12 protein-coding genes and 1 tRNA gene are annotated in these 22,678 nt (G+C 68.3%); 10 read left to right on the top strand and 3 right to left on the bottom strand.

Annotated features, from left to right (window positions below; all coding sequences use genetic code 11):
• The first annotated feature begins 31 nt into the window (after window positions 1-31).
• The 3 genes from DAERI_RS08155 to DAERI_RS08165 all read left to right on the top strand — a co-directional run bounded on the left by DAERI_RS08155 (window position 32) and on the right by DAERI_RS08165 (window position 2,879).
• On the top strand, window positions 32-418 hold the full coding sequence (locus DAERI_RS08155; RefSeq protein WP_235610305.1) for a cell division protein FtsB: 387 nt from the start codon (window positions 32-34) through the stop codon (window positions 416-418).
• Window positions 419-1,039: 621 nt separating this feature from the next.
• Window positions 1,040-1,360 carry a divalent-cation tolerance protein CutA gene (cutA, locus tag DAERI_RS08160; RefSeq protein ID WP_103128953.1) on the top strand — a complete coding sequence of 107 codons (321 nt, stop codon included), beginning with the start codon at window positions 1,040-1,042 and terminating at the stop codon, window positions 1,358-1,360.
• 103 nt (window positions 1,361-1,463) lie between these two features.
• The gene (locus tag DAERI_RS08165) at window positions 1,464-2,879 is read left to right on the top strand and encodes a diguanylate cyclase domain-containing protein (protein WP_103128954.1); all 1,416 of its coding nucleotides are present in this window, start codon (window positions 1,464-1,466) and stop codon (window positions 2,877-2,879) included.
• 318 nt (window positions 2,880-3,197) lie between these two features.
• Here DAERI_RS08165 and DAERI_RS08170 read toward each other — a convergent pair whose 3' ends face one another.
• The 3 genes from DAERI_RS08170 to DAERI_RS08180 form a co-directional block, all read right to left on the bottom strand.
• Entirely contained in the window at window positions 3,198-3,419 is a 222-nt protein-coding gene (locus DAERI_RS08170) for a hypothetical protein (protein ID WP_133161988.1), read from the bottom strand.
• A gap of 338 nt (window positions 3,420-3,757) precedes the next feature.
• Window positions 3,758-3,833, bottom strand: a tRNA-Trp gene (locus DAERI_RS08175).
• An 80-nt stretch (window positions 3,834-3,913) separates the two neighbouring features.
• The gene (locus DAERI_RS08180) at window positions 3,914-4,135 is read right to left on the bottom strand and encodes a hypothetical protein (RefSeq protein ID WP_103128956.1); all 222 of its coding nucleotides are present in this window, start codon (window positions 4,133-4,135) and stop codon (window positions 3,914-3,916) included.
• Between the two features lie 83 nt (window positions 4,136-4,218).
• On the opposite strand from DAERI_RS08180, the gene nth reads away from it, so the two are divergent.
• The 7 genes from nth to DAERI_RS08230 all read left to right on the top strand — a co-directional run bounded on the left by nth (window position 4,219) and on the right by DAERI_RS08230 (window position 22,629).
• A complete protein-coding gene (gene nth / locus DAERI_RS08185) occupies window positions 4,219-4,881 on the top strand; it encodes an endonuclease III (RefSeq protein WP_103128957.1) in 663 nt (220 codons plus the stop codon).
• Between the two features lie 136 nt (window positions 4,882-5,017).
• Window positions 5,018-6,256, top strand: a complete 1,239-nt coding sequence (locus DAERI_RS08190; protein WP_103128958.1) for an MFS transporter — start codon at window positions 5,018-5,020, stop codon at window positions 6,254-6,256.
• A 63-nt stretch (window positions 6,257-6,319) separates the two neighbouring features.
• Window positions 6,320-7,036: a zinc ribbon domain-containing protein gene (locus DAERI_RS08195; RefSeq protein WP_103128959.1), complete on the top strand. Its 717-nt coding sequence runs from the start codon at window positions 6,320-6,322 to the stop codon at window positions 7,034-7,036.
• 216 nt (window positions 7,037-7,252) lie between these two features.
• On the top strand, window positions 7,253-15,175 hold the full coding sequence (locus DAERI_RS22760) for a ribonucleotide reductase barrel domain-containing protein (RefSeq protein ID WP_235610306.1): 7,923 nt from the start codon (window positions 7,253-7,255) through the stop codon (window positions 15,173-15,175).
• Window positions 15,176-15,414: 239 nt separating this feature from the next.
• Window positions 15,415-16,479 carry a restriction endonuclease-related protein gene (locus DAERI_RS08220; protein WP_133161989.1) on the top strand — a complete coding sequence of 355 codons (1,065 nt, stop codon included), beginning with the start codon at window positions 15,415-15,417 and terminating at the stop codon, window positions 16,477-16,479.
• A complete protein-coding gene (locus DAERI_RS08225; RefSeq protein WP_103128961.1) occupies window positions 16,472-19,876 on the top strand; it encodes a pPIWI_RE_Z domain-containing protein in 3,405 nt (1,134 codons plus the stop codon). Before DAERI_RS08220 ends, DAERI_RS08225 begins: the two co-directional genes overlap by 8 nt.
• Window positions 19,876-22,629 (top strand): RNaseH domain-containing protein, encoded by a 2,754-nt coding sequence (locus DAERI_RS08230; protein ID WP_103128962.1) that lies wholly within the window; start codon window positions 19,876-19,878, stop codon window positions 22,627-22,629. The genes DAERI_RS08225 and DAERI_RS08230 overlap by 1 nt, the downstream gene beginning before the upstream one ends.
• Window positions 22,630-22,678: the final 49 nt, after the last annotated feature.

The raw sequence follows: 22,678 nt of genomic DNA on the forward strand, positions 1-22,678 counted from the left end.
TTCCCCGCGCGGCGGCGCTATGCTCTGGCTCATGACTCCACCCGACCCGCCGCCCTCGCCGCCCCGGGGTCTGGGAGCGCGCTGGCGGCAGGTGCAGCGGCTGCCCCTCACGCTGATCCTCACCAGCCTGCTCGCGGGGCTGGGCATCGTGCAGCTCAGCTTCCAACTGGGGAACCTGGCCTACCGCACGGCGACCTGGACCCGGGAGACCCGCCAGACCCAGGCGCGCATCCGGGGTCTGGAGCGCGACCTGCGCCTGCTGCGTGACGCCGAGCGGGCGGCCCAGGACCCCGCGTACCTGGAGGTCCTCGCCCGCTGTCAGGGCTTTGTCGGGGAAAATGAGGAGGTCGTGGTCGCGCCGGGTGCGCCCGAGACGCCGGGCGAACTCCAGAACTGCATGACGCTGCGGCTGCCCTGAGGAGTGGTCCTGCTGGAGGTGGCCGGGCGCTCCTCATCCTCTTGGCAGGGGACCGGCCGGTTCTGCCCCAGGGAGGGGCGTTTGGATGAGGGGAGAGGGGCCGGGCATCTTGCCCTCGTTTGCCCCCTCCCCCCAGAGGGGCAGGGGAGCTTTCCACTGCGCTCGGCAAGGGGCTCGGCTCGTCGCGCCGGTGGTCGTTGTCCTCTGCGTGCAAGGTTTGATCTTGCTGTTCTCAAGCCGCTCGCCCACCGTCCCGCTGCGCGAGCAAGGCGGGGTGAAGGCGGGGCGAGCGCCAGTTGCCTTGTGGGGATGGGCGGTCCGCATTGGCCGTTTTGAGAAGCTAAAGCTTGAGCGGTATTCCCCTCCCCCTGGTGGGGGGCCCGGACTCGCAGAGCTGCTTGCAGAGGGGGTGGCGAGCGCCGTCCGCCCTTGTGCCAGACGACGAACAGTTGCCCCGAGCAACTTTGCGTTTCGCATCAGGCGTCTGCGGGGCTGGCAGGGAACGCCTGCCCTCTCACTTTCCACTGCCCTGACAACGCCCTTGCCTCCGGGGGCGGGCCCCCGGGGTGTTTGGAAGGGGTGAACGGTAAAATTCCCAGCTCGGGCGTATGCTGCCCCCGTATGTCACTCGTGGTTCTGGTCACGTTGCCCCCCGAACGCGCGCACGAACTTGCCCGAACGCTGGTCAGCGAGCGTCTGGCGGGGTGCGTGAATGTGATTGGCGGCGTTCACAGCATCTACCGCTGGGAGGGGGACATTGCGGAGGACCCCGAGACGCTGCTGCTGATCAAGACCACCGGGGAACGCTACCCCGAGCTGGAGGCGCGCATCCGAACCATGCACCCCTACGAGGTGCCCGAGATCATCGCCCTGCCCTTCGACCGGGCCTTGCCCGAGTTCCAGAGCTGGCTGCTGGGCGCCACCGCCCTGCGCGGCGAGTAAGGGGGCCGCTCCCCCCGTTCCGGCTTCCACTCGGAAAGCCGCCCGGTCGTTGGGGAGGTTCTCCTGACTGCCCCGCTGTCACGGTGTCCCGGTACACTGGAGCATGACCGTGCCCGGGCACGACTCCGGCCTGCCGCCCCACGCGGCCCGCCTGGGTGGGACGCTCCTGGCCGCACTGGAAGACGCGGCGGACCCGGCGCTGCTGCTGGAACGGGGGCCGCCCGCGGGGGAGGGCGGGGCGGCGTGGCGGGCGGTGTTCGTCAACCGGGCCTTCGCGCGGCTGCTGGGGGCTGAGCCCGCCGCGCTCCTGCACGCCACCTTCGACGAGCTGATCGCCCGGGTGCGGGGCAATTTGGTGGGAACGGACGCCGCGCACTTCGTGCGGCGCCAGGAGAGCTTCCGGGTGGACCTGCAACTGCGCGCCGGTGGGGCGCGCTGGATGGACGTGCAGTCCACGCCGCTGCACGTGGGGCCGGGCGCGGCGAATGGGGAGCCCACCCACTGGTGGGTCGTGCTGCGTGACGTGACTGCCGAGCGCCAGGCCCTCGCCCTCGCCACCGGGCAGTCACGCGCGCTTCACCTCGCCGTGCGGGGGGCGCCGCTGAGCACCATCCTGCGCGCCCTGACCGCCACCCTGGACGAGCGGCTGCCCGGCAGCGCCGCGAGCGCGAGCCTGCTGGGCGGCGACCACCTGCACCTGCTGGGCTCGCCGCGCCTGCCGCCGGCGGCAACGGACCTGCGCCTCCCCCTGGCCGCCGCGCAGGCCTGCACCTGCGTCCGCGCCATCCGGCGCAACCAGCCGGTGCTGACGCGCTGGCCCGCCGGGTTTCCCCCCCCGCTGCGCGCCGACCTGATCCGGGCGGGATACGCCCGTGCCTACAGCGTGCCGGTGCGGGAGGCCGGGGGACCCGCCCTGGCGGCCCTCACCCTGTATGGCCGCCGCCCGGACGACCCCCATCCCGCCGAGGTGGAGCTGCTCGGGCAGTTCGCCGACCTCGCGGCGCTGCTCGTGGCGCGCGACCAGGGGCTGCGGCGGCTGGAACACCTCGCCTTCCGCGACCCCCTGACCGCCCTGGCGAACCGGACGCGCTTCATGGCCGACCTGGAGGAGGCCTGCCTGGCCCTGGTTTCCAGGGGGGAAGCGCCCTTTGCCGTCGGGCTGCTGGACCTCGACGACTTCAAGCGGGTCAACGACGCGCACGGCCACCTCGCCGGGGACCACCTGCTCGTCACGCTGGCGGGGCGGATCGCGCGCACCCTGCCGCCCGGGGCGCTCGTGGCCCGCATGGGCGGCGACGAGTTCGCCCTGCTGGTGCCGGACGCGACCGGCGAGCGGGTGCAGGCGGCGGCACAGGCCGTCCGCACCGCCCTCGGGGTGCCCGTTCCCCTCGGCGGGGCCTCCCTCCAGGTCGGGGGCAGCCTGGGCTGGGCCCTGGCCCCCCGGGACGCCGACACCCCCGACGGGCTGTTGCGGCACGCCGACGCCGCCATGTACGCGGCCAAACGCGGGCCACCCTGAGCGGCGTGGTGCCACGGCGAGGTGGGGGCTGCGCTCGGCGTGCCCCTTATGCGGCCAGGTCCGCGGGGCGGGTCAGCCTCCACCGAGAGTCAGGGGTCGGCTAAGTTCGTAGGGGTCCCCTGGCCGGGTGCGGGGGTGCCCCGCCCCCACTTGCCTCCCCCGGGGGCCATGCTCGACAAACCGCTTGGGAACGAGCAGAAGAACCTGCGGGGAAGCCAACGGCCTGAGCACAAGGAGCTGTGGCGCCCCAGTCGCGGGACCGCCCAACATCGCCGCCCGGGGGTTTACCGGGGGCTTCTGCGGCAGGCGGCGGACGTTCTAAAAAGGGCGGGTGAGCCGGAGCGTGGACACGAGCTTTCCCGAATCGTCTTTCAGTGCCCCGAGGTAGATGCCGTTCTCAAACTTCCCCCGGTAGATGTTGAGGGGTTCATAGTAGAAGTGCAGTTCCCCGGTGATCGAGTTGCCGTACATAAAGTCGAAGGCTGTGTCTCCCCCCGCGAGGATCATGGTGAAGTCCCCCTCGTGGGGCTTGTTCGTCATGCTGATGCTTGCCCCCAGCACCCCCGTCTCACCGCCTGGTTTGATAAATTCGGCGGTCCAGGCCCCCGAGGCGTCGTACGCCGCTGGGGGCGGCGGAGTGGGGCTGCACGCCGGGAGAGCGAGAGTGCCAACGAGGGTAAGCCCAACCAAGGTACGCACGGCCCCAAAGTAGCGCAGGACCGGTAAGGGCGATTCCCTTTCCGCCGCCGGGCATGGCCCGGGCTGCCCGCATCAGGCCCCCACTCGGCTGGAGGCGGCGGCTTCCCCGGGGGGCTGCGAGAGGGCGAACACGGCCCTCTGTGAAAAGCAATGCCCCCGCGCGGGGCGGGGGTTTTTTGTGGCGGGCCCTGTAGGACTTGAACCCACGACCTACGGTTTTGGAGACCGCCGCTCTACCAACTGAGCTAAGGACCCGGATGCGGCGTGAGGCTGAAGCCCCCGCGCAAGCCCGGGCACTATAGCAAAGGCCCCCGGGGCGTGCAAGGGTGAGGGCCCTACAGCACCCCGCCCCCCAGCATCAGCCGCAGCGCGGCGAGCCCCGCCACGATGGCACTCAGGGTCACCGCGCCCCGGTCGCGGGCGAGCGCGCCGAACACCAGGCCCAGCACGGCGGGGGGCAGCACGAAGATCCAGTTCAGCCAGCCGAAGAAGGGCAGCAGGCCCAGCAGCAGCCCCAGCGCGGCGAGAATGCCGAAGATCAGGGAGAGGACTCGCATGTCCCCGCTACGGGATGACGGGGGTGAAAGTTGCGTCCCTCTCCCGCAGACGGGCGGCGTGGGGCGGGTGTAGGCTGCCCCGCGTGACCCGCCCACCCCCACCCCTTCCCGAGGGGGCCCAGGCCCGCGCCCCGCTCGTGCTCTCGGCGCTGGAGACCCTGTACCCGGACGCCCGCACCGAGCTGAAGTTCAACAGTCCCTTCGAGCTGCTTGTCGCCACCGTCCTGAGCGCCCAGGCCACAGACGTGAGCGTGAACGCCGCCACGCCCGCCCTCTTTGCCCGCTACCCGGACGCGCACGCGATGAGCGGGGCGACCCCGGAAGACCTCGAACCCCTGATCCGGTCCATCGGCCTGTACCGGGCCAAGGCGCGCAACCTCGCCGCGCTGGCCCGCCTGCTCGTGGAGCGGCACGGCGGGGAGGTGCCGAACGATTTCGGGGCGGTCGTCGCCCTGCCCGGCGCGGGTCGCAAGACGGCGAACGTGGTCCTCAGCAACGCCTACGGCTACCCCGCCATCGCGGTCGATACCCATGTGGGCCGCCTCGCCCGGCGCCTGGGGCTGAGCGCCCAGACGAACCCGGACAGGGTGGAGCGCGACCTCCAGCACCTCTTTCCGCGCGACCGCTGGGTTTTCCTGCACCACGGGCTGATCCTGCATGGCCGCCGGGTGTGCCTGGCCCGCAAGCCCCGCTGCCCCGAGTGCCCCATGCGGGACTTCTGCCCGAAGGTCGGGGTGGCGGCGTGAGGGGGTCCGTGGCGCGTGGGAAGTGGGAAGTGGAGGCTTCAGCGATGGCTTTCCGCCCCCGCCATGCCTTTCCCACGCCCCACTCCCTACTGACCTCTTCCCGCCGGACTCGCCAGGCCGCGGGGCGGGGGCGAGCATGACCTGGCGCTTCTCCCGGCAGGTCTGGCTGTACCTCACCTCGGCCTTCACCTTCGGGCTCTCGCAGGCGTTCGCGGCGCTCTTCCTGAACTTCTACCTGCGGGCGCTGGGGCTGGGGGCCGAGTGGCAGGGGCTGGTGAACGCGCTCCCGGCGCTCACCCTGGCGTGCCTCAGCCTCCCCGCCGTGGCGCTCGCCCGGCGCATCTCCAACGCGCACACGATCAAGGTGGGCAGCGTGCTGAGTTTGCTTGGGGCCGTGCTGCTGGCGATGGCGGGGGGACCTGTTCTCGCCATCGCCGGGGCACTCGTGCAGGGGGCGGGGGCGGCGCTGCTCTCCGTCTCCGGCTCGCCCTTCATGGCGAACCACAGCGACGAGAACACCCGCGTCACCCTCTTTAGCGTGCAGAGCGCCCTGATGACCGGGGCGGGCTTTCTGGGCAACCTGCTGGGCGGGCGGGTGCCGGAGTTGTACGGGGCGGCGACGGGCGTGGCTCCCGACAGCCTGGGCGCCCTGCGGGTGGCGCTGCTCGTCTCGGCGGCCTTTCAGCTCGCGGGGCTGCTCCCGGTGCTGTTCCTGAGGCCGAGCGGCAAACCCCGTCCCGAGGGCCGGTCCCTCGCCATCCGCGACAAACTCACGATGATCCGGCTGGTCGCCCCCAACGTCCTCGTGGGGCTGGGGGCGGGGGCCACCATCCCCTTCCTGAACGTGTTCATCGAGGGCAAGTTCCGCGTGGACTACGCGAGCCTGGGCACCCTCTTCGCCTGGACGAGCCTCGCCACCGCGACGACTGCGCTGCTGCAACCCCTCCTGGTGCGGCGCTTCGGGCAACTCACCGCCGTGCTCACCGTGCAGGCGGCCAGCCTCCCCTTCCTCGCCGTGCTGGGCTTCGCGCCCGAGTTGTGGATGGTCACGGTGGCGCTCTTCACCCGGGGGGCGCTCATGAACGCGGCGGGGCCCGTCTACAGCGCCTACGCGATGACGGCCCTCCCTGACGAGGACCGCCCGATGTACTCCGCCGTCAACACCATCGCCTGGGACGCGGGCTGGGCAGTCAGCAGCCTGCTCTCGGGCGTGATCCGGGGCATGTTGCCCTTCGGCCTGGCCTTCAACGTGCTGTTCGCCTGGACCCTGCTGATGTACGCGGGGAGCGTGGCGCTGATCTACCTGGGGCTGTTTCGCCCGGCGCGGCGCAGCGGGCACCCGGCGGCCCGCCCCAGCGGGGAGGCCACCCCCTGAAGGCCGCGTTTTCTTAAGGGGGGCCCGGCGCCCTGCGGGTGCGGCGGGGGTACACTGGCCCCGATGAGCGACACCGGACCCCTTCAGAGCCTGCAACGCGTGCAGGAGCTTGACCTGGATCTCGACCGGCTGCGGGCCGAGGAGGACAGCGTCCCGGAGGCCCTGAGGAGCGCCCGCGCCCAGCAGGAACGCCTGAACAACGACCTGGAGGATACCGAGATCACCCTGGAGGGCGTGGAGCGGCAGATTCGCCAGCTCGAGCAGGATCTCGCGGGCACCCGCGACCAGGTCGCCCGCGCGAGGGAGGAGCAGGACAAGAACGCCTTCGACGCCCGCGCCCAGTCCCAGTACGGCAGCCGCATCCAGATGCTCACCGAGCGCGCCGAGGAGATGGAAGAGGACCTCGCGCCACTCCGCGAGCGCCAGCGCGAACTGACAGCGCGCGCCTCCGACCTGCGCGGCGAGCACCGCGCCCTGCGTCCCCAGCTTGAAGCCCTGGAGGCCGAGGACGAGGCGCGGGTCCAGGGCCTGCGCGACCAGGGCGAGGGGGCACGCCAGGAACGCGCCCGGCTGGTCGCGGGCATCGACTCCCGCACCGTCAAGGAATACGACCTGATCCGCCGGGCGAAAAAGGGCCTGGGCCTGGTCGAGATTCGCGGGGGCCGCTGCACCGGCTGCAACGTGATGCTCCCCGTCAACGTGCAGCAAAAAGCCGCCCAGGGCAAGCTGCCCCCCGTCAAGTGCCCCTCGTGCGGGCGCTTTCTCGTCAAGTTGAACTAGGGTTGCCGAGCTTCCCGCCGCCTCAGGCCGCCCCGCCTGGGGCCGTATCTTGTACACCAAACCGGGAAGAGGTACAAGCGGTTGTACCCGGACCGTGCGAGTGCTACAGTCGGGCATCTAAGAGCGGCCCCCTGCCCGGGTCCCTGTCCGTCCCCTCCACCTCCTCCTCGCAGGAGGTGAGGCCTTCTGCTGTCCTGTTTTCCAAGGAGTCTCCCCATGACGACCACGCCCGACCGCATCCTGAGCAACTTCGACGAGAACGCCCACCACATCGCCAAGCGGCAGTACCTCCAGGCGGGGGACGGCGACCTGGGCGGGATGTTCCGCCGCATCGCCGACTGGGTGGCGGGCGCCGAGGCCCCGGAGGCGCGGCTCGGGTGGGCGCAGCGGTACTACGACCTGATGGCGGAGAAGAAGTTCTGCCCCGGTGGGCGGGTGCTGGCGGGCGCGGGGACGCAGCACGGGAACGTGTTGAACTGCCTTCAGGGCGACACGCTGGTCGAGACCCGGCAGGGCCAGGCGCGCATCGCTGACCTGTCCGGTGAGGTTGAGGTGCTGTCGCAAGGGGGGCTGTACCGGACGGCTCGCTTCCGTTCTTACGGGACCCAGGACCTGTACCGGGTGCTGTTCGAGAACGGCGAGACGGTCGAGGCGACCGCCGGGCACGAGTGGCCCGTCGGCAAGAGAGGCAAGTCGGGGCAGTACCGCAAGGTGACGACGCTGGACCTGGTCGGCCAGTTCGTGCCCGTGCTGCCCACCGGAAGGCGCCCGGCGCGGGATGAGGACTTCGAGGCCGGGGTGCGGCACGGGGTCACCTACGGCGACGGCTCGAAGAACACGAACGGCCACACCTATCACGTCCAGCTCTTCGGGGCCAAGCGCCCCCTCGCCCAGCACTTTGGCGAGTTCCGGGTGCATGACGCCGTCTACGCGGGCCGCGAGGTCACGGTCGCGCAGGGCATGCGCGGCGAGCTGAAGGCCCTCCCCGACGAGTTGAGCAGCGACGCCTACTGGTACGGCTTCTTCTGCGGCCTGCTCGCTACCGATGGGGGGGTGGACGACCGCGGCTCAGCGGCGATCTACCAGTCGGACGCGGACGAACTCGCCCGCCTCGCGCGGCAGCTCGTGCGTTTCGGGGTGAAGGCGGCGAGCGTCAAGCTCTTCCGTCAGGCGGACGCGGGATATGGCGGCAAGCCCGGCTACGCGCTGCGGTTGATCAAGCAGACCCTCCTCCCCGAGGATTTTCTGCGTGAGGACCAGCGCGAGCGCTTCGGGCGTTCCCTGGGGGGGCGGGCGCTGCCCCGCAACGCCCGCCTCCGCGTGCTGAGTGTGGAGCCGACGGGCCGCCGCGAGGAAGTCTTCTGCTGTGAGGAGCCCCAGACCCGGACCTTCGTGATCCAGGGCGGCCTGTTGACAGGGAACTGCTTCGTGCAGGGCGCGACCGAGCACGCCCCCGAGAGCTTCGACGGCGTCATGGAGGTCGCCAAGAAGCTCGCGCTGGTCACCAAGGTGGGCGGCGGCAACGGCGTGAACCTCGACGTGTACACGCCCCGCGCGGTGAGCAGCCGCCCCGACGCAGGTGTGCGCGGCTGGGCGTACATGAGCGCTGGCCACCCCGACGTGACGGACTTCATCGAGGGCCTGATGCGGCCCCCCACCCAGCCCGACGGGGAGAAGCAGCCTGTCGCCGTGCGCAACTGGACCCGGGTGGTGTACGGCCACGCGATTCCCCCCGAACTCGTCGCCAGCGCCCGCCAGAACGGGGTGCAGATTGTCCGCGCGCTGCCCCAGGGCGTGCAGCCCGTTCCCGACGACATGGGCGGCATCATCGACGCGGCCCGCGCGGTCGCCGAGAGCGCCAAGGTGGGCGTCGAGCCGCGCATCGACCTCTCGGAGATGCGGCCCGAGGGGGCGCCGATCCAGGGCTCGGGCGGCACGAGTTCCGGCCCCGTCTCCTTCCTGATGGAGATTTTCGACAACTTCCTGGAGTGGGCCAACCGGGGAGGGGAGACGAGCGGGCCGATCAACACGCTGCGGTTCGTGTACGCGCCCGTCCTCAGGGTGGTGAGGCAGGGCGGCTGCCTGCACCCCGACACCCTGGTGACGACCAGCCGGGGCACCCTTCGCCTGCGTGAACTCGCTGATCCGTTCACTTACGGCTGGCAGGATCACGCGCTCGAAGTGGCGACCGACGAGGGCTGGAAGCACAGCCCGCAGACCTTCAACAACGGTGTGGCCGACACCCTGAAGGTCACGTTGGAGAGCGGCCTGACCCTCCAGGGCACGCCCAATCACAAGCTCAAGGTGCTGCGCGAGAGCGGCGAGCGCGAGTGGGTGCGTTTCGACGAGCTGCGGGCGGGCGACTGGGCGATCCAGGTGCTGGACGAGCACACGGGTGGCAGTGTCACGCTCGCGCCGCTGGGTGAGGGCGACGTGCATTTCAACGCCAAGCCCATCACCATGCCCGAGACACTGACCGAGGACCTCGCCTTCTGGCTGGGCTACCTGTGGGGCGACGGCTTCGTGAGTGACGGCCGGGTGGGCTTTGCCGTGGCGCACGGTTCGCCCATGATCGAGGCCGCGCCGCGCCTCTTCCGCGAGCTGTTCGGCCTGGAGGTCGGCACCGAGCAGAAACCGGACGACGCCAGCCTGGTGTACGTCACCAAGAGCAGCGCCCTGGTCGCGTGGCTCAGCCAGAACGGGCTGCTGAAGGGCAAGGCCCGGGACCTGGAACTGCCCCGCGCGGTTCGGCAGGCGGCAAGGAACGTGGTGGCGGCCTTCCTGCGCGGCCTCTTTGAGGCGGACGGCACGGTCACCGCTGGCTACCCCATGCTGACTACGGCCAGCGAGCAACTCGCGCAGGACGTGCTGGTCATGCTGGGTGGTCTGGGTATCCCCGCCAAGCTGATGCGTTACAACCCGCTACCCGGACGCTACTCCAAGCAGGAACACTACCGCGTGCGCGTCATGACCGCGCTCGGTCTAGAACGTTACCTGGAGCGGGTCGGGATGCTGGAGGGATCGCGCTTCGAGGTGCTGCGCGGAGTGACGCCAGACACACGGCGCGAGTCCTCCTGGCCGCTGCCGCATGCCGCCGCCCTGCTCGGCGGAGCGTTGGACGCCCTGCCCGCCGGGCGCAAGGGAGCGCCCAGCCCCTTTACCGAGGCGCGCAAGACCCTCAGCCGCTACGTCCGCGGTGAGCGGAACCTAACGGCCACCGCCTACGCTTCCCTGAAGGAAAACGTCCAGGTCGCAGAGCTGATTCCCGACTTCGAGTTCGGTGAGTATTACGTCCCGGTACGCGAAATCGTCCCGGGCGGCCGCATCCTCACGCTGGACATCTGCGTGGACGGGAATAACACCTACCTCGCGGGCGGTGTCGTGACGCACAACACCCGCCGCGGCGCTGGGATGGCGACCATCTCCATCGAGCACCCCGATGTCCTCGACTTCCTGACGGCCAAGGACCTCGACCGCGAGGCCGCCGAGGGCGACATCTCCACCTTCAACATCTCCATCCTGGTGACCGAGAAGTTCTGGCAGACGCTGGAGCGCGACGGGCTGTGGCACGTGGACGTGCAGGACGTGCCCGGCAAGTATTACCTCGAACCCCAGAGCGGGCTGTACGACGGCCGCCTGCCCACCCTTCCCGACCGGGCCGAGGACGGGGCGCGCGGCGTGCCGCTGTACAAGACGGCGCCCCAGGGCCGCTACAACCCCGCCGACAAGCGGCCCGGCATCCCCGCGAAGTGGCTGTGGGACCAGATCGCGCAGCACGCCTGGGCGACGGGCGAGCCGGGGCTCATCTTCGTGGACCGGGTGAACGAGTATTCCGCGCTGAAGAACCTGGGGAAGCGGTACGAGATCAGGAGCACGAACCCGTGCGTGACGGGGGATACGCTCGTCGCGGTGGCGGACGGTCGCGGCGCGGTGAGCTTCCGTGAGCTGACCGAGGCGGGTGTGGATGTGCCCGTGTACACGCAGGATGACCGGGGCAACGTGACCGTCCGGTGGATGCGTAACCCGCGCGTGACGGGCTATGACCAGCCGATCTACGAGGTGACCTTCGACGACGGCCTGAAGGTGCGGGTGACGGGAAACCACCGGTTTAACCTGACGGACGGCACCGCCCGGGAGGCGCTGGCGCTCCAGCCGGGGGATTCGGTGGCGTCGCTGACGCGGTTTCATGCCAAGTTCGACGAAGTGTTGCCGCATATGACGAAGACCCGGAGCCAGGACTACGTGTGGCTTACCAGCGGTCAGGGTCAGCCGAAGGGCGAGCACCGCCTCATCGCCGCCTTCGCCCTTGGCCGCGCCCTCAAGACGGGCGAGGTCGTGCATCACCGCGACTACGACGCGCAGAACAACCGTCCCAGCAACCTGGAAGTCATGACGGTGGAGGCGCACGATGACCTGCACCGAGCCGACATGCTGGGTGACGACAACCCCATGCGCGAGCGGTGGTGGGGCCAACTCACGGATGCTGACAAGGACGCTCACCGTGCCCGCCTCAGTGCCGCCACTTCCGGTGAGCGCAATGGCCGTTACTCGGGGTTGACCCATGCCGAGCTGGAGGAGGCCGCGCGTGAACTCGCCCGGGCCCTGGGCCGAGGGTTCACGAACCGCGAATGGCAGACCTACGCCAAGGAACGCGGCCTCCCTCAAAGCTTCTCGGAGCACCGCGAGACAGAACTTGGGAGCGTGAATGCCCTCTCCGAGCGGGTGGCTAACGATCTGGGTCTCCCGGTGCTGCCGCGCGGCGTGGGGCAGTCTCGTCAGGCTGTCCACAACTTCGACCTCTACCAATCCGCACTTGCCTCCGGCTATGTGGCTGTGCGCCATGAGGGCAACTTCTATCCCATCGTTACGCGCGCCTGTGAGGACTGCGGAACCCATTACGAGCAACCCTGGAATCGCCGTGAGGTGAGCTACTGCCGTCCCTGCGGCCTGAAGCGTGCCTCCGCCGCCGGACGGGAAGGGGCGCGGGCCGCGATGGGGCGCGTCAGCGAGAACACCAGCGAGCGCCAGGTGCGGGCCTTCAACGACCTGAAGTTCCGTCTGGGCCGCCGTCCGCTCAAGACGGAGTGGGAGGCGCATTGCCGTGAGGCAGGAGTGCCCGTGCGCCTCCATCCGGGCGGCTTGCCGACTTACGCCGCTCTGACCGAGCGCGCCAGCGTGGCAAACCACCGCGTCATGGCGGTGGAATACGTGGGGCGGGAGGACGTGTACAACGGCACAGTGGATGAGTTCCACAACTACTACATCGGGCATCACGCCGTATCTGCCAAAGGCGAAAAACCTCGCTTTAGCTACGTAAATACCCGACAATGCGGAGAGATCCCACTCACCGTTGGCGAGCCCTGTGACCTCGGCGCCATCAATCTCGCCGCCTACGTGAAGGGCAGCACCTTCGACTACGCCTCCTTCCGGGCCGACGTTCGCACCTGCGTGCGCTTTCTCGACGACGTGCTCGACGTGAACGTCTTCGCGCTGGAGGACAACCGGGTCGCCTCGCAGGACCTGCGCCGATTGGGCCTGGGCGTGATGGGCCTTGCCGACGCCCTCATCAAGATGGGGCTCCGCTACGACTCGGAGGCGGGCCGTCAGGCGATCTACGAGATCATGAGCGCCCTGCGGGAAGAGGCCGTCGCCGAGAGCGAGCGGCTGGGCCAGGAGCGCGGCGTCTACCCGGTCTACGAGCGCAACGCGAAGAAGATTCCGCACGGCCCGCGCCGCAACGTCGCTGTCCTAACTGTTGCACCTACAGGGACGACTAGCATGCTGATGGGCGTCTCCAGCGGCATCGAGCCCATCTTCAGCCCCTTTATCTGGCGCAAGATCGGCTCGGAGTACCGCGCACTCCTCGCCCCGCTGTTCGTCGAGCTGCTCAACCAGTACCCCGCGCCCGCCGGGCTGGAGAAGGACGGCGGCTGGGACTGGGACAAGGTGACCGAGGCGGTGTCCGAGAACCACGGCTCGGTGGTGGGTCTCGCCTTCATCCCCGAGGCGCTGCAACAGGTGTTCGTGTGTGCCCACGACATCAAGCCGGAGGACCACGTGCGGATGCAGGGCACCGTGCAGCGGGCCTTCGACGACGGCGGGCAGCACGCGGCGAACAGCCTGAGCAAGTGCATCGCCGCTGGAACGCTGATTCCCACCTCCGCCGGGCTCGTCGCCATCGAGGACTTCGCCCGAACCCTGGAGGACGATACCTTCACTCCGCTCGACGGCACGTTGACGGTGGACGGGCACCGCATTACCCAGCACTACCGCGCGGGAGTGAAGCCCGCCACCCGCATCACCCTCGACAGCGGCGCCACCCTGGTCGGCGCGACGGCGAGTCACCGGGTCCTGACCCCGGAAGGCTGGCGCCTGATGTCCGAACTCCGGGCGGGCGACACGGTGCTGGGCAAGTTCCTCGCCTCGCACGGCGCGGGTGGTCTCCCCATCGAGTGGACGGACGAGTACCGGACCAACGCGCTCCCCGTCCAGACGCCCAAGGCCATGACGCCCGCCCTCGCCCGGTTCCTGGGGATGCTCGCCGCCGACGGTCACACCACGGAAAGCACGGGCAACGTGGGCCTGACCTGCAAGGACGCGGAGGTGGAGACAGAGTTTACGCGCCTGTGCCAGGAGGTCTTTGGCCTCACGCCCCGCCGCACGGTTGACCAGCGGAACGGCGTGGTTTGCCTGAGTCTGACCTCCCGCAACCTGGCACGGTATGTGGAGGCCCTGATCGGGAAGGGGGCCTACCACAAGCACGCGCCGAAGCAGCTCTTGCGGGGCAGCGCCGAGGAAAAGCAGGCCTTTCTGGAGGGGCTGACGCTCGGCGGGTACGTCTGGGAGGGCGGCCTGTGTCTCTACGCGGGGATGTCCGAACAGCTCGCCTACCACGCGGCGGAGATGGCGCGCAGCTTCGGACTGCCCAAGGTCTACCAGGGCCGCAAATGGGTGGAGGCCAGCGGCAACACCTGCCATCTGGTCTCGGTCAGTAACGAGATGCAGGAAATCCTGAAGCCGGTCGAGTCGCGGAAGAAGGTCGTGCCCACCCAGTCCTGGTACCGGGTTCACGTTCCCGCCGCCACCATCGCCGCTACCCGCTTGCCGACCAGCCATGTCGGATACACCAACTTCAAGTCGGTTCGTGGGCGGGGCGCCCTGACCTGCAAGAACACCAGCGCCGAGCAGATCGGCTGGGACACGGGCGTGCTGGCATACCGGGTCACGGCGGTCGAGGATGCCGGGATGGTCGAGATGTACGACATCGAGGTCGAGGGCAGCCACGCTTACGTCGTCAACGGCATGATCTCGCACAACACCATCAACCTGCCCAACTCGGCCACCGTGGGGGACGTGCAGGACGCCTACAGCGAGGCCTACCGCACCGGCTGCAAGGGCATCACCGTGTACCGCGACGGCTCGCGCCAGTTCCAGGTCCTCTCCACCAGCAAGAAGAAGGAGAAGAAGGCCGAGGCCGAGCCCGCTCAGGCCGCCGCCGAGGTCATGGGGGAGAGCGCCCCCGAGGCGCCGAAGGTCGAGCCGCAGCCCACCCCAGTTCCCACCGCCCCCGCACGTCCCGCCCAGCCCACGACCCCCGTGTACGAGCGCCCCGCCCGCCTGAGCGGCATCACCGACATGGTCAAGCTCACCGACCCGACGAGCGGGCACCGCCGCTCCTTCCTCGTCACCGTCAACCACCTGAACGGCAAGCCCATCGAGGTCATGGTGATCAGCGGGCGCGCGGGCGACGAGGCGAACGCGGACTCGGAGGCGTTGGGCCGCGTGGTCAGCATCGCCCTCCAGCACGGTGTTCCCGCCCAGGCCCTCATCAAGACGCTGCGCGGCATCAACGGCGGGTTGTACGGCAGCTATAACGGCCGCCTGGTGGGCTCCAAGGCCGACCTGATCGCCGTCGCCCTGGAGACCTTCGCCAAGGATACGGAGGCCGCCGCGCTCCCGCCCCTCGCCGGGGCCAGCGTGGACCTGCCCCCGGTTGCCCCCGCCGCCGCAAGCGGAGTCAGCGTCGAGAGCATGGACGGCATGAGCCGCGAAAGCTGCCCCGTGTGTGAGGAAAAGGCCGTGATTAGGGAGGAAGGGTGTCTGAAGTGCCAGGCGTGCGGGTACTCGAAGTGTGGGTGAATAATTGAGGAGCTACAACTTCCTCAGAGTCTATAGAGGGGCGATCTTCCTAGGTCGCCCCTTCTCGCGCATATTTGCCCCACGCCTGCCGAATGAACCCATACAATACTTTCGTTACGCCCTTCACATTGAGGGCGTGACGTCTTCTGTCGTTACACTACCCAAGGAGTTCAGCCATAATGCCTGCCCCTTCCTCTTCCACCTTGGCCATCACCACAGTGCGTACACTCGCGCTGGCAGTGTCCGCTCAATACCGGGTGGCGCTCGACCACGGCGTCGTCCTCCAAGATCACACCGTTCCCAAGTCGATGCAAGACGCGATGAGCCTCCTCGGGCGCCTCGCGCTCGAAGAAGGTCGAGAAGACCGATTCGCGAGCGTACACGACGTGCTTCACGCCTGCACCGTTCCGCTGCGGGAGTGGGACCTCGACGCGTTCAAGGGGAACTTCACCTACGCCAACTTGCAGTTGGTCGATCCAGATTTGTTGGTGCCGACGGAGGAGTGCGGAGCCCTCATGGTGGAGGGGGGACGCAGTCACGACGACGTGATCGAACGGCAATTGTACGCACGTTTGCAGGACGCGCTCAAGAATACTGGGCGGCAGCGGGACAGGACATACCGGGTGGTGCGGGAGTTCCTGGCACGCCACAGCCTGACGACCCGCGCGGGCCTACGCGGGCACTTCGACGGCGAGGGAGTGGACGACGCGGTCACGGACCTGGTGCTCGGTCACTTGTTCATCCCGGTCCCCGAGGCGTGGACCCTGCGCGGACAACCGCACCGTTGCGTACACTGCGGGACCCTCACGCGGCCGCATCCCGACCGCGACCGCTTCCCTGGCGGCCGGTGCCCCTTGCAAGCCTGCCGTGAGGGCGAGGACTTCCAGGCCCAGGCTGAGCCGTTTGGAGGAACGGGGGCCATCGTCGCGGCCAATACCGTGCTGCGGTATTGGGTCAACCCGGCCATCGACGAGTTGCGTATTTTTGACGCCGCCGTCGAGGCTGGAGTGCCCGCGGAGTTGTACCCCCATTCGGACAAGTGCGACGTGTCCCTCGGGGGGAATACCGGCGTGGACGTGAAGAATTACCGCGATGCGCACGCGCTGGCGCGGAAGATGAGCGCTGATCCCGGTGGATTGAAGGAGTACAGGGTCCCGGTTCTAGCGGTGCCGGACGCGCGGGCGGCGCAGCCAGGGTATTTGTCAGCCTTGAAGCGTGGCCTCAAACGTGGCCCGGGCGCACGCCTGCGGGTGATGACGGTCCGTGAGGTCAAACGTGACATTCGAGAACTCGCCCATGCGTAGGGTGCCGGACTTCTGGCCTGGCGCGCAGCGGCTCCAGTGGGGGTGTGTACTCATGGAGGAGCTGGGCCTCGACCGCCTGGATGACCTACCGCTGTTGATGCAGGGGCTGGCGAGCGTCTTGAGCAGCCCTCAGGTCGCGCCGCACGCGAAGTTGGTGCGTGAGGCCCGACATGTGCTGCATGGCCTGCGTACCCGCGCAGCGCTCCTGCACGAGGTGCGGGAGTTCAATGCGTACGCGGTCGATCCAATGCGCCGGAAGGAACCCGCCTACGAGATCGAGGAGAGCGAGGACGGCGTATTCTTCCGGCGGGTCACGCGGACGGTGGGTGGGGTTGACTTCGCCCCCAACGGCGATGTGGCGCGGGCACGTGAGGCCCTACACGCTGGCTTTGACCATCACGAGAACCAGACCCCCCTGGCAAACATGCGCCGCGAGTTCCGGGTGGAGGTGACCGCTCGTCGTTCCGACAGCTTGGCGGGGACAGCTACCATCTCCGCCCCGGTGAATCTCGCCTCGGCGCGTCTCCCCGCGTTGCCACGGCACGACATCGCGCGTAGGCCCCAAGGGGAGATACGCGTTCCCTGGGTGGACCTGGAGGTGCTCGCAGCGGAACTCGACGCGCTAGACACGTCCCTTGGGGTGAGGCCGGAGAACTGGGTGGGACGCCTCGCTAATGCCCGTCTGCGGGCTGCGCGGGATAACCACCTCGAACCCGAGGGAGAGTTGGTTCTGGCGGGGTTGAGGCACCTAGTAGGCTTGCCAGGCGCGGGTAAGACAACGCTGATCACGCTGTTGTGCGTGTGGCTCTCCAGGCATGACGTGAAGACAGCGGTGTTCTTCACGAGTGTGGAGGTGTCGCGGACCTACCTGGAAAAGCTCGACCGTTATGGCGCGAGCGTCGGCATGCTGGTCGGCCAGGGTGGACGGACGCGGGCCCGGCACGCCGCCCGTCTTAGCGAACTTATTGCGAGCGGTGATCCTCAGGGCGGCTTTGGGCGGGACGTGTTCGGCGCCTCCCTGTTTGGGGCCAACTGTCTGCTCCCGGCCTTCAGCGCAGGCGGCAGCGACGCGTGGCCTCTGGGGGAAGCGCCGTGTGAGCAGGTTTACCAGCGTGCGCCTCAAGAACCGGGTGAACCTGGGAGCAAAGCGCAGGAGGTTCGCTGCCTCTGCCCCGCGTGGTCCGCCTGTGGCCGCAACAAGGCCGCGCGCTATCTCACGCGCGCGACGGTGTGGTTGGGGCACGTCGCCAGCCTCGACACGGCCCTGCCCACGCACGCCTCGAAGACGCGGTTGCGGTACTTCGAGCTGGTCTCGCGCACCTTCGACGTGGTGATCGTGGACGAGTGCGACGCGGCGCAGCAATCGCTGGACGACCACGGTGCCGTCACCCTCAAGCTCACCGGGTCGGAGGATAGCTTGCACTTCAGCGGCGTGCAGGGCTTGCAGATCAAGCTCGCGCGCGAGGACAACTTCATGCTCGCCGACCCACGGGTCGAGGCTTACGACGAGTACTTCGACCAGTTCTCGTGGCACACCAAACGTCTCGTCACCACTATTCAGAGACTTGACCAGGAGACCCGCGACCGCTACGCGGGGCAGCTCCTTACCAGCAACCGCATCCTGAAGGGCCTGATGCAAGACGCCCCGCAGGAGCGGCAGACCGCCGTGTGGGACTTCTGGCAGACTGCGCTGTACGACGCGTTCGGTGCGGTTACTCCCTCACGCGAGTGGCGAAATGCTCGGCGTTACGCCAAGGACCTCGGGTTGGGTGTGATCGAGGCGCGCGAAGCGTGGCAGAGGCTGAACAAGATGCTGCGTGAGTACCTCAGGGCGGATACGCTGTCGCGCCGAGAAACCGCGCGCACTGCGGTGGAGCGCGTCACCGTGCGGGTAGCAGGCCTCGACAGTCGCCCAGCGCACGACGACCTCCGGCTGCTCCTCACTGTGTCGTGCATGATCGTGGCGTTCCAACGGGTGGCGGTACACGCGCAGCGGCTCGTTCTGGACGGGCTGGTGGACGAGCAGGTGCTGTCCAGGAGTGACAGCGCCGAACTGCAAAAACATGTGCCGGTGAACGTGATGGGCCTGCTATCCGGAGTTCGCTTCCGCATGGAGCCGAACGGCACAACCAGCATCGACTACCTGCTGATGAACAGCACGCCTCGGCTGTTGCTCTATCACCTGCACGAGTTGAACGGACCGGAAGTTCCTGGTCCGGCCGTGCTGTTGACCAGCGCCACATCGTTCCTCGAGCCCAGCACGACGTACCATGTGAACGTCACGCCCCGGTATGTGCTGTCGCCCGAGACACCAGACGTGCGCGCCGACCTCACACGTTACGCGTTCGCTCCTGTCCGGGACCCGCGTACCGGTCTCCCCCTGGCCTTCAGCGGCGCGGGGCGGTCCGCACGGGAACATCTGCGGCGCATGGTGGACGGTCTGGTCGGGGGGCCGTGGGAGGAGAGCGAGGTCGGAAAGGCGCTTGCAGCGCTAGAGGCGGAGCACGATGTGCGCCGCAAGGCGGCGTTCGTGGTGAACAGCTACGAGCAGGTGGAATTGATCGTGGAGCATCTGCGCGCCCGGCACCCTGAGGCTCACAGACGGGTGCGCGGTGTCATTCGCACACCCCGCGCAGGTCCTTACGTTACGTCCGCTCAGGTGGAGGCGCTCGGTGATGACGAAGACGTGGAACTGCTGGTCTTCCCCATGCTGGCGCTGGGCCGCGGCGTGAACGTCGTGTTCTCCAGCGGCCCGCATGCCCGCAAGGCCGCCATCGGCTGCCTGTACTTCCTGACGCGTCCGCACCCTGCGAGCGACGACCTGTCTTTCCTGCTGAGCGTGGTGGCCCGCGCGACCCAGGAGGCGGACGCGGCCCCGCCGCCCGCGAGCCTGGAGGCGGCCCAGGAGGCGTGGATGGACGCGCGGCGCCGCACGTTCGCCCGGTCGGTCGAATTGATCGGCTCGCCGTTGCAGGCATCACTGCTGGGCGAGGACCTGTTCGAGGCGTTCAGTGCCAACCTTGCGGTGCCGGTGTTGCAGACTATCGGGCGCGGCATGCGCGGCGGGAGTCCGGTGTGGGTGTTTTTTGTGGACGCGGCCTGGGCGCGCAAAAGTGCCCAGGAGCAGCCGGAGACACCTACCTCCAGCGTCCTGGTGGGCATGCGCGACGTGCTTCGCAAGGTGGTACACGACCCCGACCCGCTGCGTGCTTCTGTCTACCGCGAGCTGTACGCGGCGTTCTTGCAACCACTTGAACACACGGAGGGGGTGCGCTTTCCCGATCCCGCCACACCACGGGTGAGACGTTCCAACCGCAAGCCGCCCCCAGTCGCCGTCCCTGAATTGGACGTAGACATGTTCGTGCCCCCCGCCGATCTCGACCTGGAGGAGATCTAATGACCGTGATTGAGACCGACCGTTTTGTGAAGTTGCCCGGGGACGAGGAGCTGCGCCCCCTGGCGTTCCTCATGCCGCAGGAGGCCCGCCCTGCCGAACGCCCGCCCACCTGCGTGGAGTGGACAGATGAGGCGCGTGACGTACTCGCCCGGCTTGCGGCGCACCTGAAACCCGCGTACCTGCCTACCCGTTCGCTGCGAACATTGCTCGAAATCCACGTACCCAGGCTGCTGCGTGTGGACGAGCGCGCCGGGACCCGCGAGGATGGTCGGGGGGTACTCGGCTGGGCGGATGCGGACGACCAGGCGGACGTGTTCAAGGGAGCGATGACCGCTCTGGCACGCTGGGTGAACGGCACGCTCGGGGAGGATTGCGCGGAGCTTCCGGGCGCGCTCGCGGCGCTCGACGACCTGCGCGACCTGTACCGGGAGCGGCGGCTGCTCCGGGTACGTGCGGAACAGGGCCAGGTGTTCGACTGGAGCGCTTTCCCGAACGGCACCGCTAGCCCTGGCACGTCCACGTCGTACTCGGCGTTGGCAGATGCGGTCGCGCGTGCGTTGGAAGGAGAGGAATTGTTCGAGGGCCTCGGGGCGACACGCCGGGTTGTACAGGCACACCTGCGAGGCGAGGCTGAACTGGTGAGCGAGCCGGTACGGCGGGATGTGCGCGAGCCGTTCAGCCTCGTGGTGCGGGTGCGGGTGCTGACGCTCCCCACCCTCTCCCGCCCGTTGGTGGAGGTGGACCTCAGCAAGCGGCGTTGGGTGGCAGACCTCAACGAATACCCGAAGAGGGGCAACGTCACGGGCTTCGTCTTTGGGGTGGGGGAGACGACCGCCCACCCGTTCACAATCAGCGCGGGGCAGGGGGAATACACCGTGAACGGGGAGTTCAAGGAACTGGCCCGCAAGTACGACTTCGGGCCCACTACCGACGGACGCGTGGCGATGAAGATTCGCAATGAGCACGCCGAGGTATTGGTCAACCTCCGGGCGGGTTACGGGCGGCACAAGGTGGACGCGGGGGTGCCGGAGCGTGACAAGGTGGACGCGTTCACCCGAATTCGGTCCCACCTCGAAAGGCTCGGCTTCGTCCAGTGGGACGACGTGACTCCGGTGAGGACGAAAAACGCCGCGTCGGCTTCCTCCGCCTTTGTCGACATAGATGACGAAGCGGTCAATGAGGCGCGGATGGAGGCCTGGCTCGCGCAGACACGTGACGCGTTGCCGAGGTACCACGCCCGGGGGAGCGTGTTGCTGATCGCCCATCACGTGAGTTGCCAGCAGGACGCCGAGCTGGCGCGGGATACGTTGCGGCGCGTGCTGGGCGACGCGGTGCAGGTGGAGGCGGTGCCGCTGCCCGAGGGCGTGCACGGCCTGCGCGAAGAACTGCCGGGTCCGGACCTCGGCGCCCGGGCCCGGGCGCGAAAGCGGCAAGAGGCGTGGGCGCACTTCACCGCAAACGTCAGTGAACTCAACGCGCGGAGCGGTGTGGTCGGTGTGCTCGTGTTGGCACCGCAGGAGTACGGGCGACGCGACGAGGACAGGGTGAACAAGCGCATGGGGCGGCACGCGCTTGCCACGCTTGGCCGGGTGCCCGTGCAATATCTACTGCCCCCCGACAAGAGTACGAAGGACCCTGTAAAGGACTTTCGCATGCGGCTTCACAACGCGTGGATGCATCTTGTGTGGGGCCATCACGGACGGGTGGATGATGTCGGCGGGAACGCCGAGCGTCTGTTCCCCATGTTGGTGGATGCCGAGCGCCTGTTTCCAGTGGACACCGCGCCACAGGTCGTCTTGGGCTTTACGGCCATCCAACGCAACAGGAAGAAGTTCGAGAACGACGCCTCATTCGTCGCGCTGGCGTTTCGTATGCACGTTCGCGATGGCCGGGTCGAGGCGGCCTTCGCCTACGAGGACAAGAGGAAGGACCTCGCTGTGACACAGTGGAAGCCCCTGCGGGATACGCTGCTGGACGTAGCGGCGAAGAGCCCCATGAACCTCAACGCGGACCGCAAGAACGGCACGCGCCAGGCGCAATACCAGACGTTCGTTCACGGCTTGGTGGAGGCGGAAGTGCGGGCCGGGACGCGACCACTGGTTATTGTGGACAGCACGCACGCCGTAAGGTTGTGGCCGTGGCTGGCGGACAACCGCCTTGATGTGGGTGACGTTCAGTTCCGGGAGTTGGCTAAGCGCAATATGCAACTGCCATGGCTGCGCGCGGGCCTGCGCTTGGTGCGGGTGCGGCGGGAGAACGCGCCACAGGTGGTAGTGGATAAGACTGTGCGGTACGTGAACATCGAGACTGGTGAGACACAGGTGGTACACGCGCCGACCTGGCTCGCAGCGCAACTCTTGCGAATTGGCGGCACGCGAGTTCCGACGTACTTCTCGTTCGGAAGCAAGCTGACCTTTCAGGGAAAGCGGGGCGTATCGTGCTACCGCTCGTCTCCGGTGTTTAAAGGTGTGAAGGAGAAGCACGACGGCCGGACCGTATACGTGGCGGACAAAGACGCGCCGCCGTTCATGAAACACCGAGCGACGCCGAACCCGGTGGAGATTAGCGTGCTGCTGCAACAGCCGGGGGACGACGCGAACCGGGTGGCGGAGTTCGTGGAGAGCTTACGCAGCGGGTACGGCCACCACGCCGATTGGACAAACTTACCCGCACCGCTGTTCTTCGAGCGCGTGGTCCAGGAGTACCTGGCAGACTTTGATGATCCAGAGTTGGACGAGGACGATGGTGCGTGAGAAAGCAGCATTCCCAAAGAGTGGCTGACCTCTTTTAACTTTCCAACCC

The organism is Deinococcus aerius, from assembly GCF_002897375.1.
Taxonomy (GTDB): domain Bacteria; phylum Deinococcota; class Deinococci; order Deinococcales; family Deinococcaceae; genus Deinococcus; species Deinococcus aerius.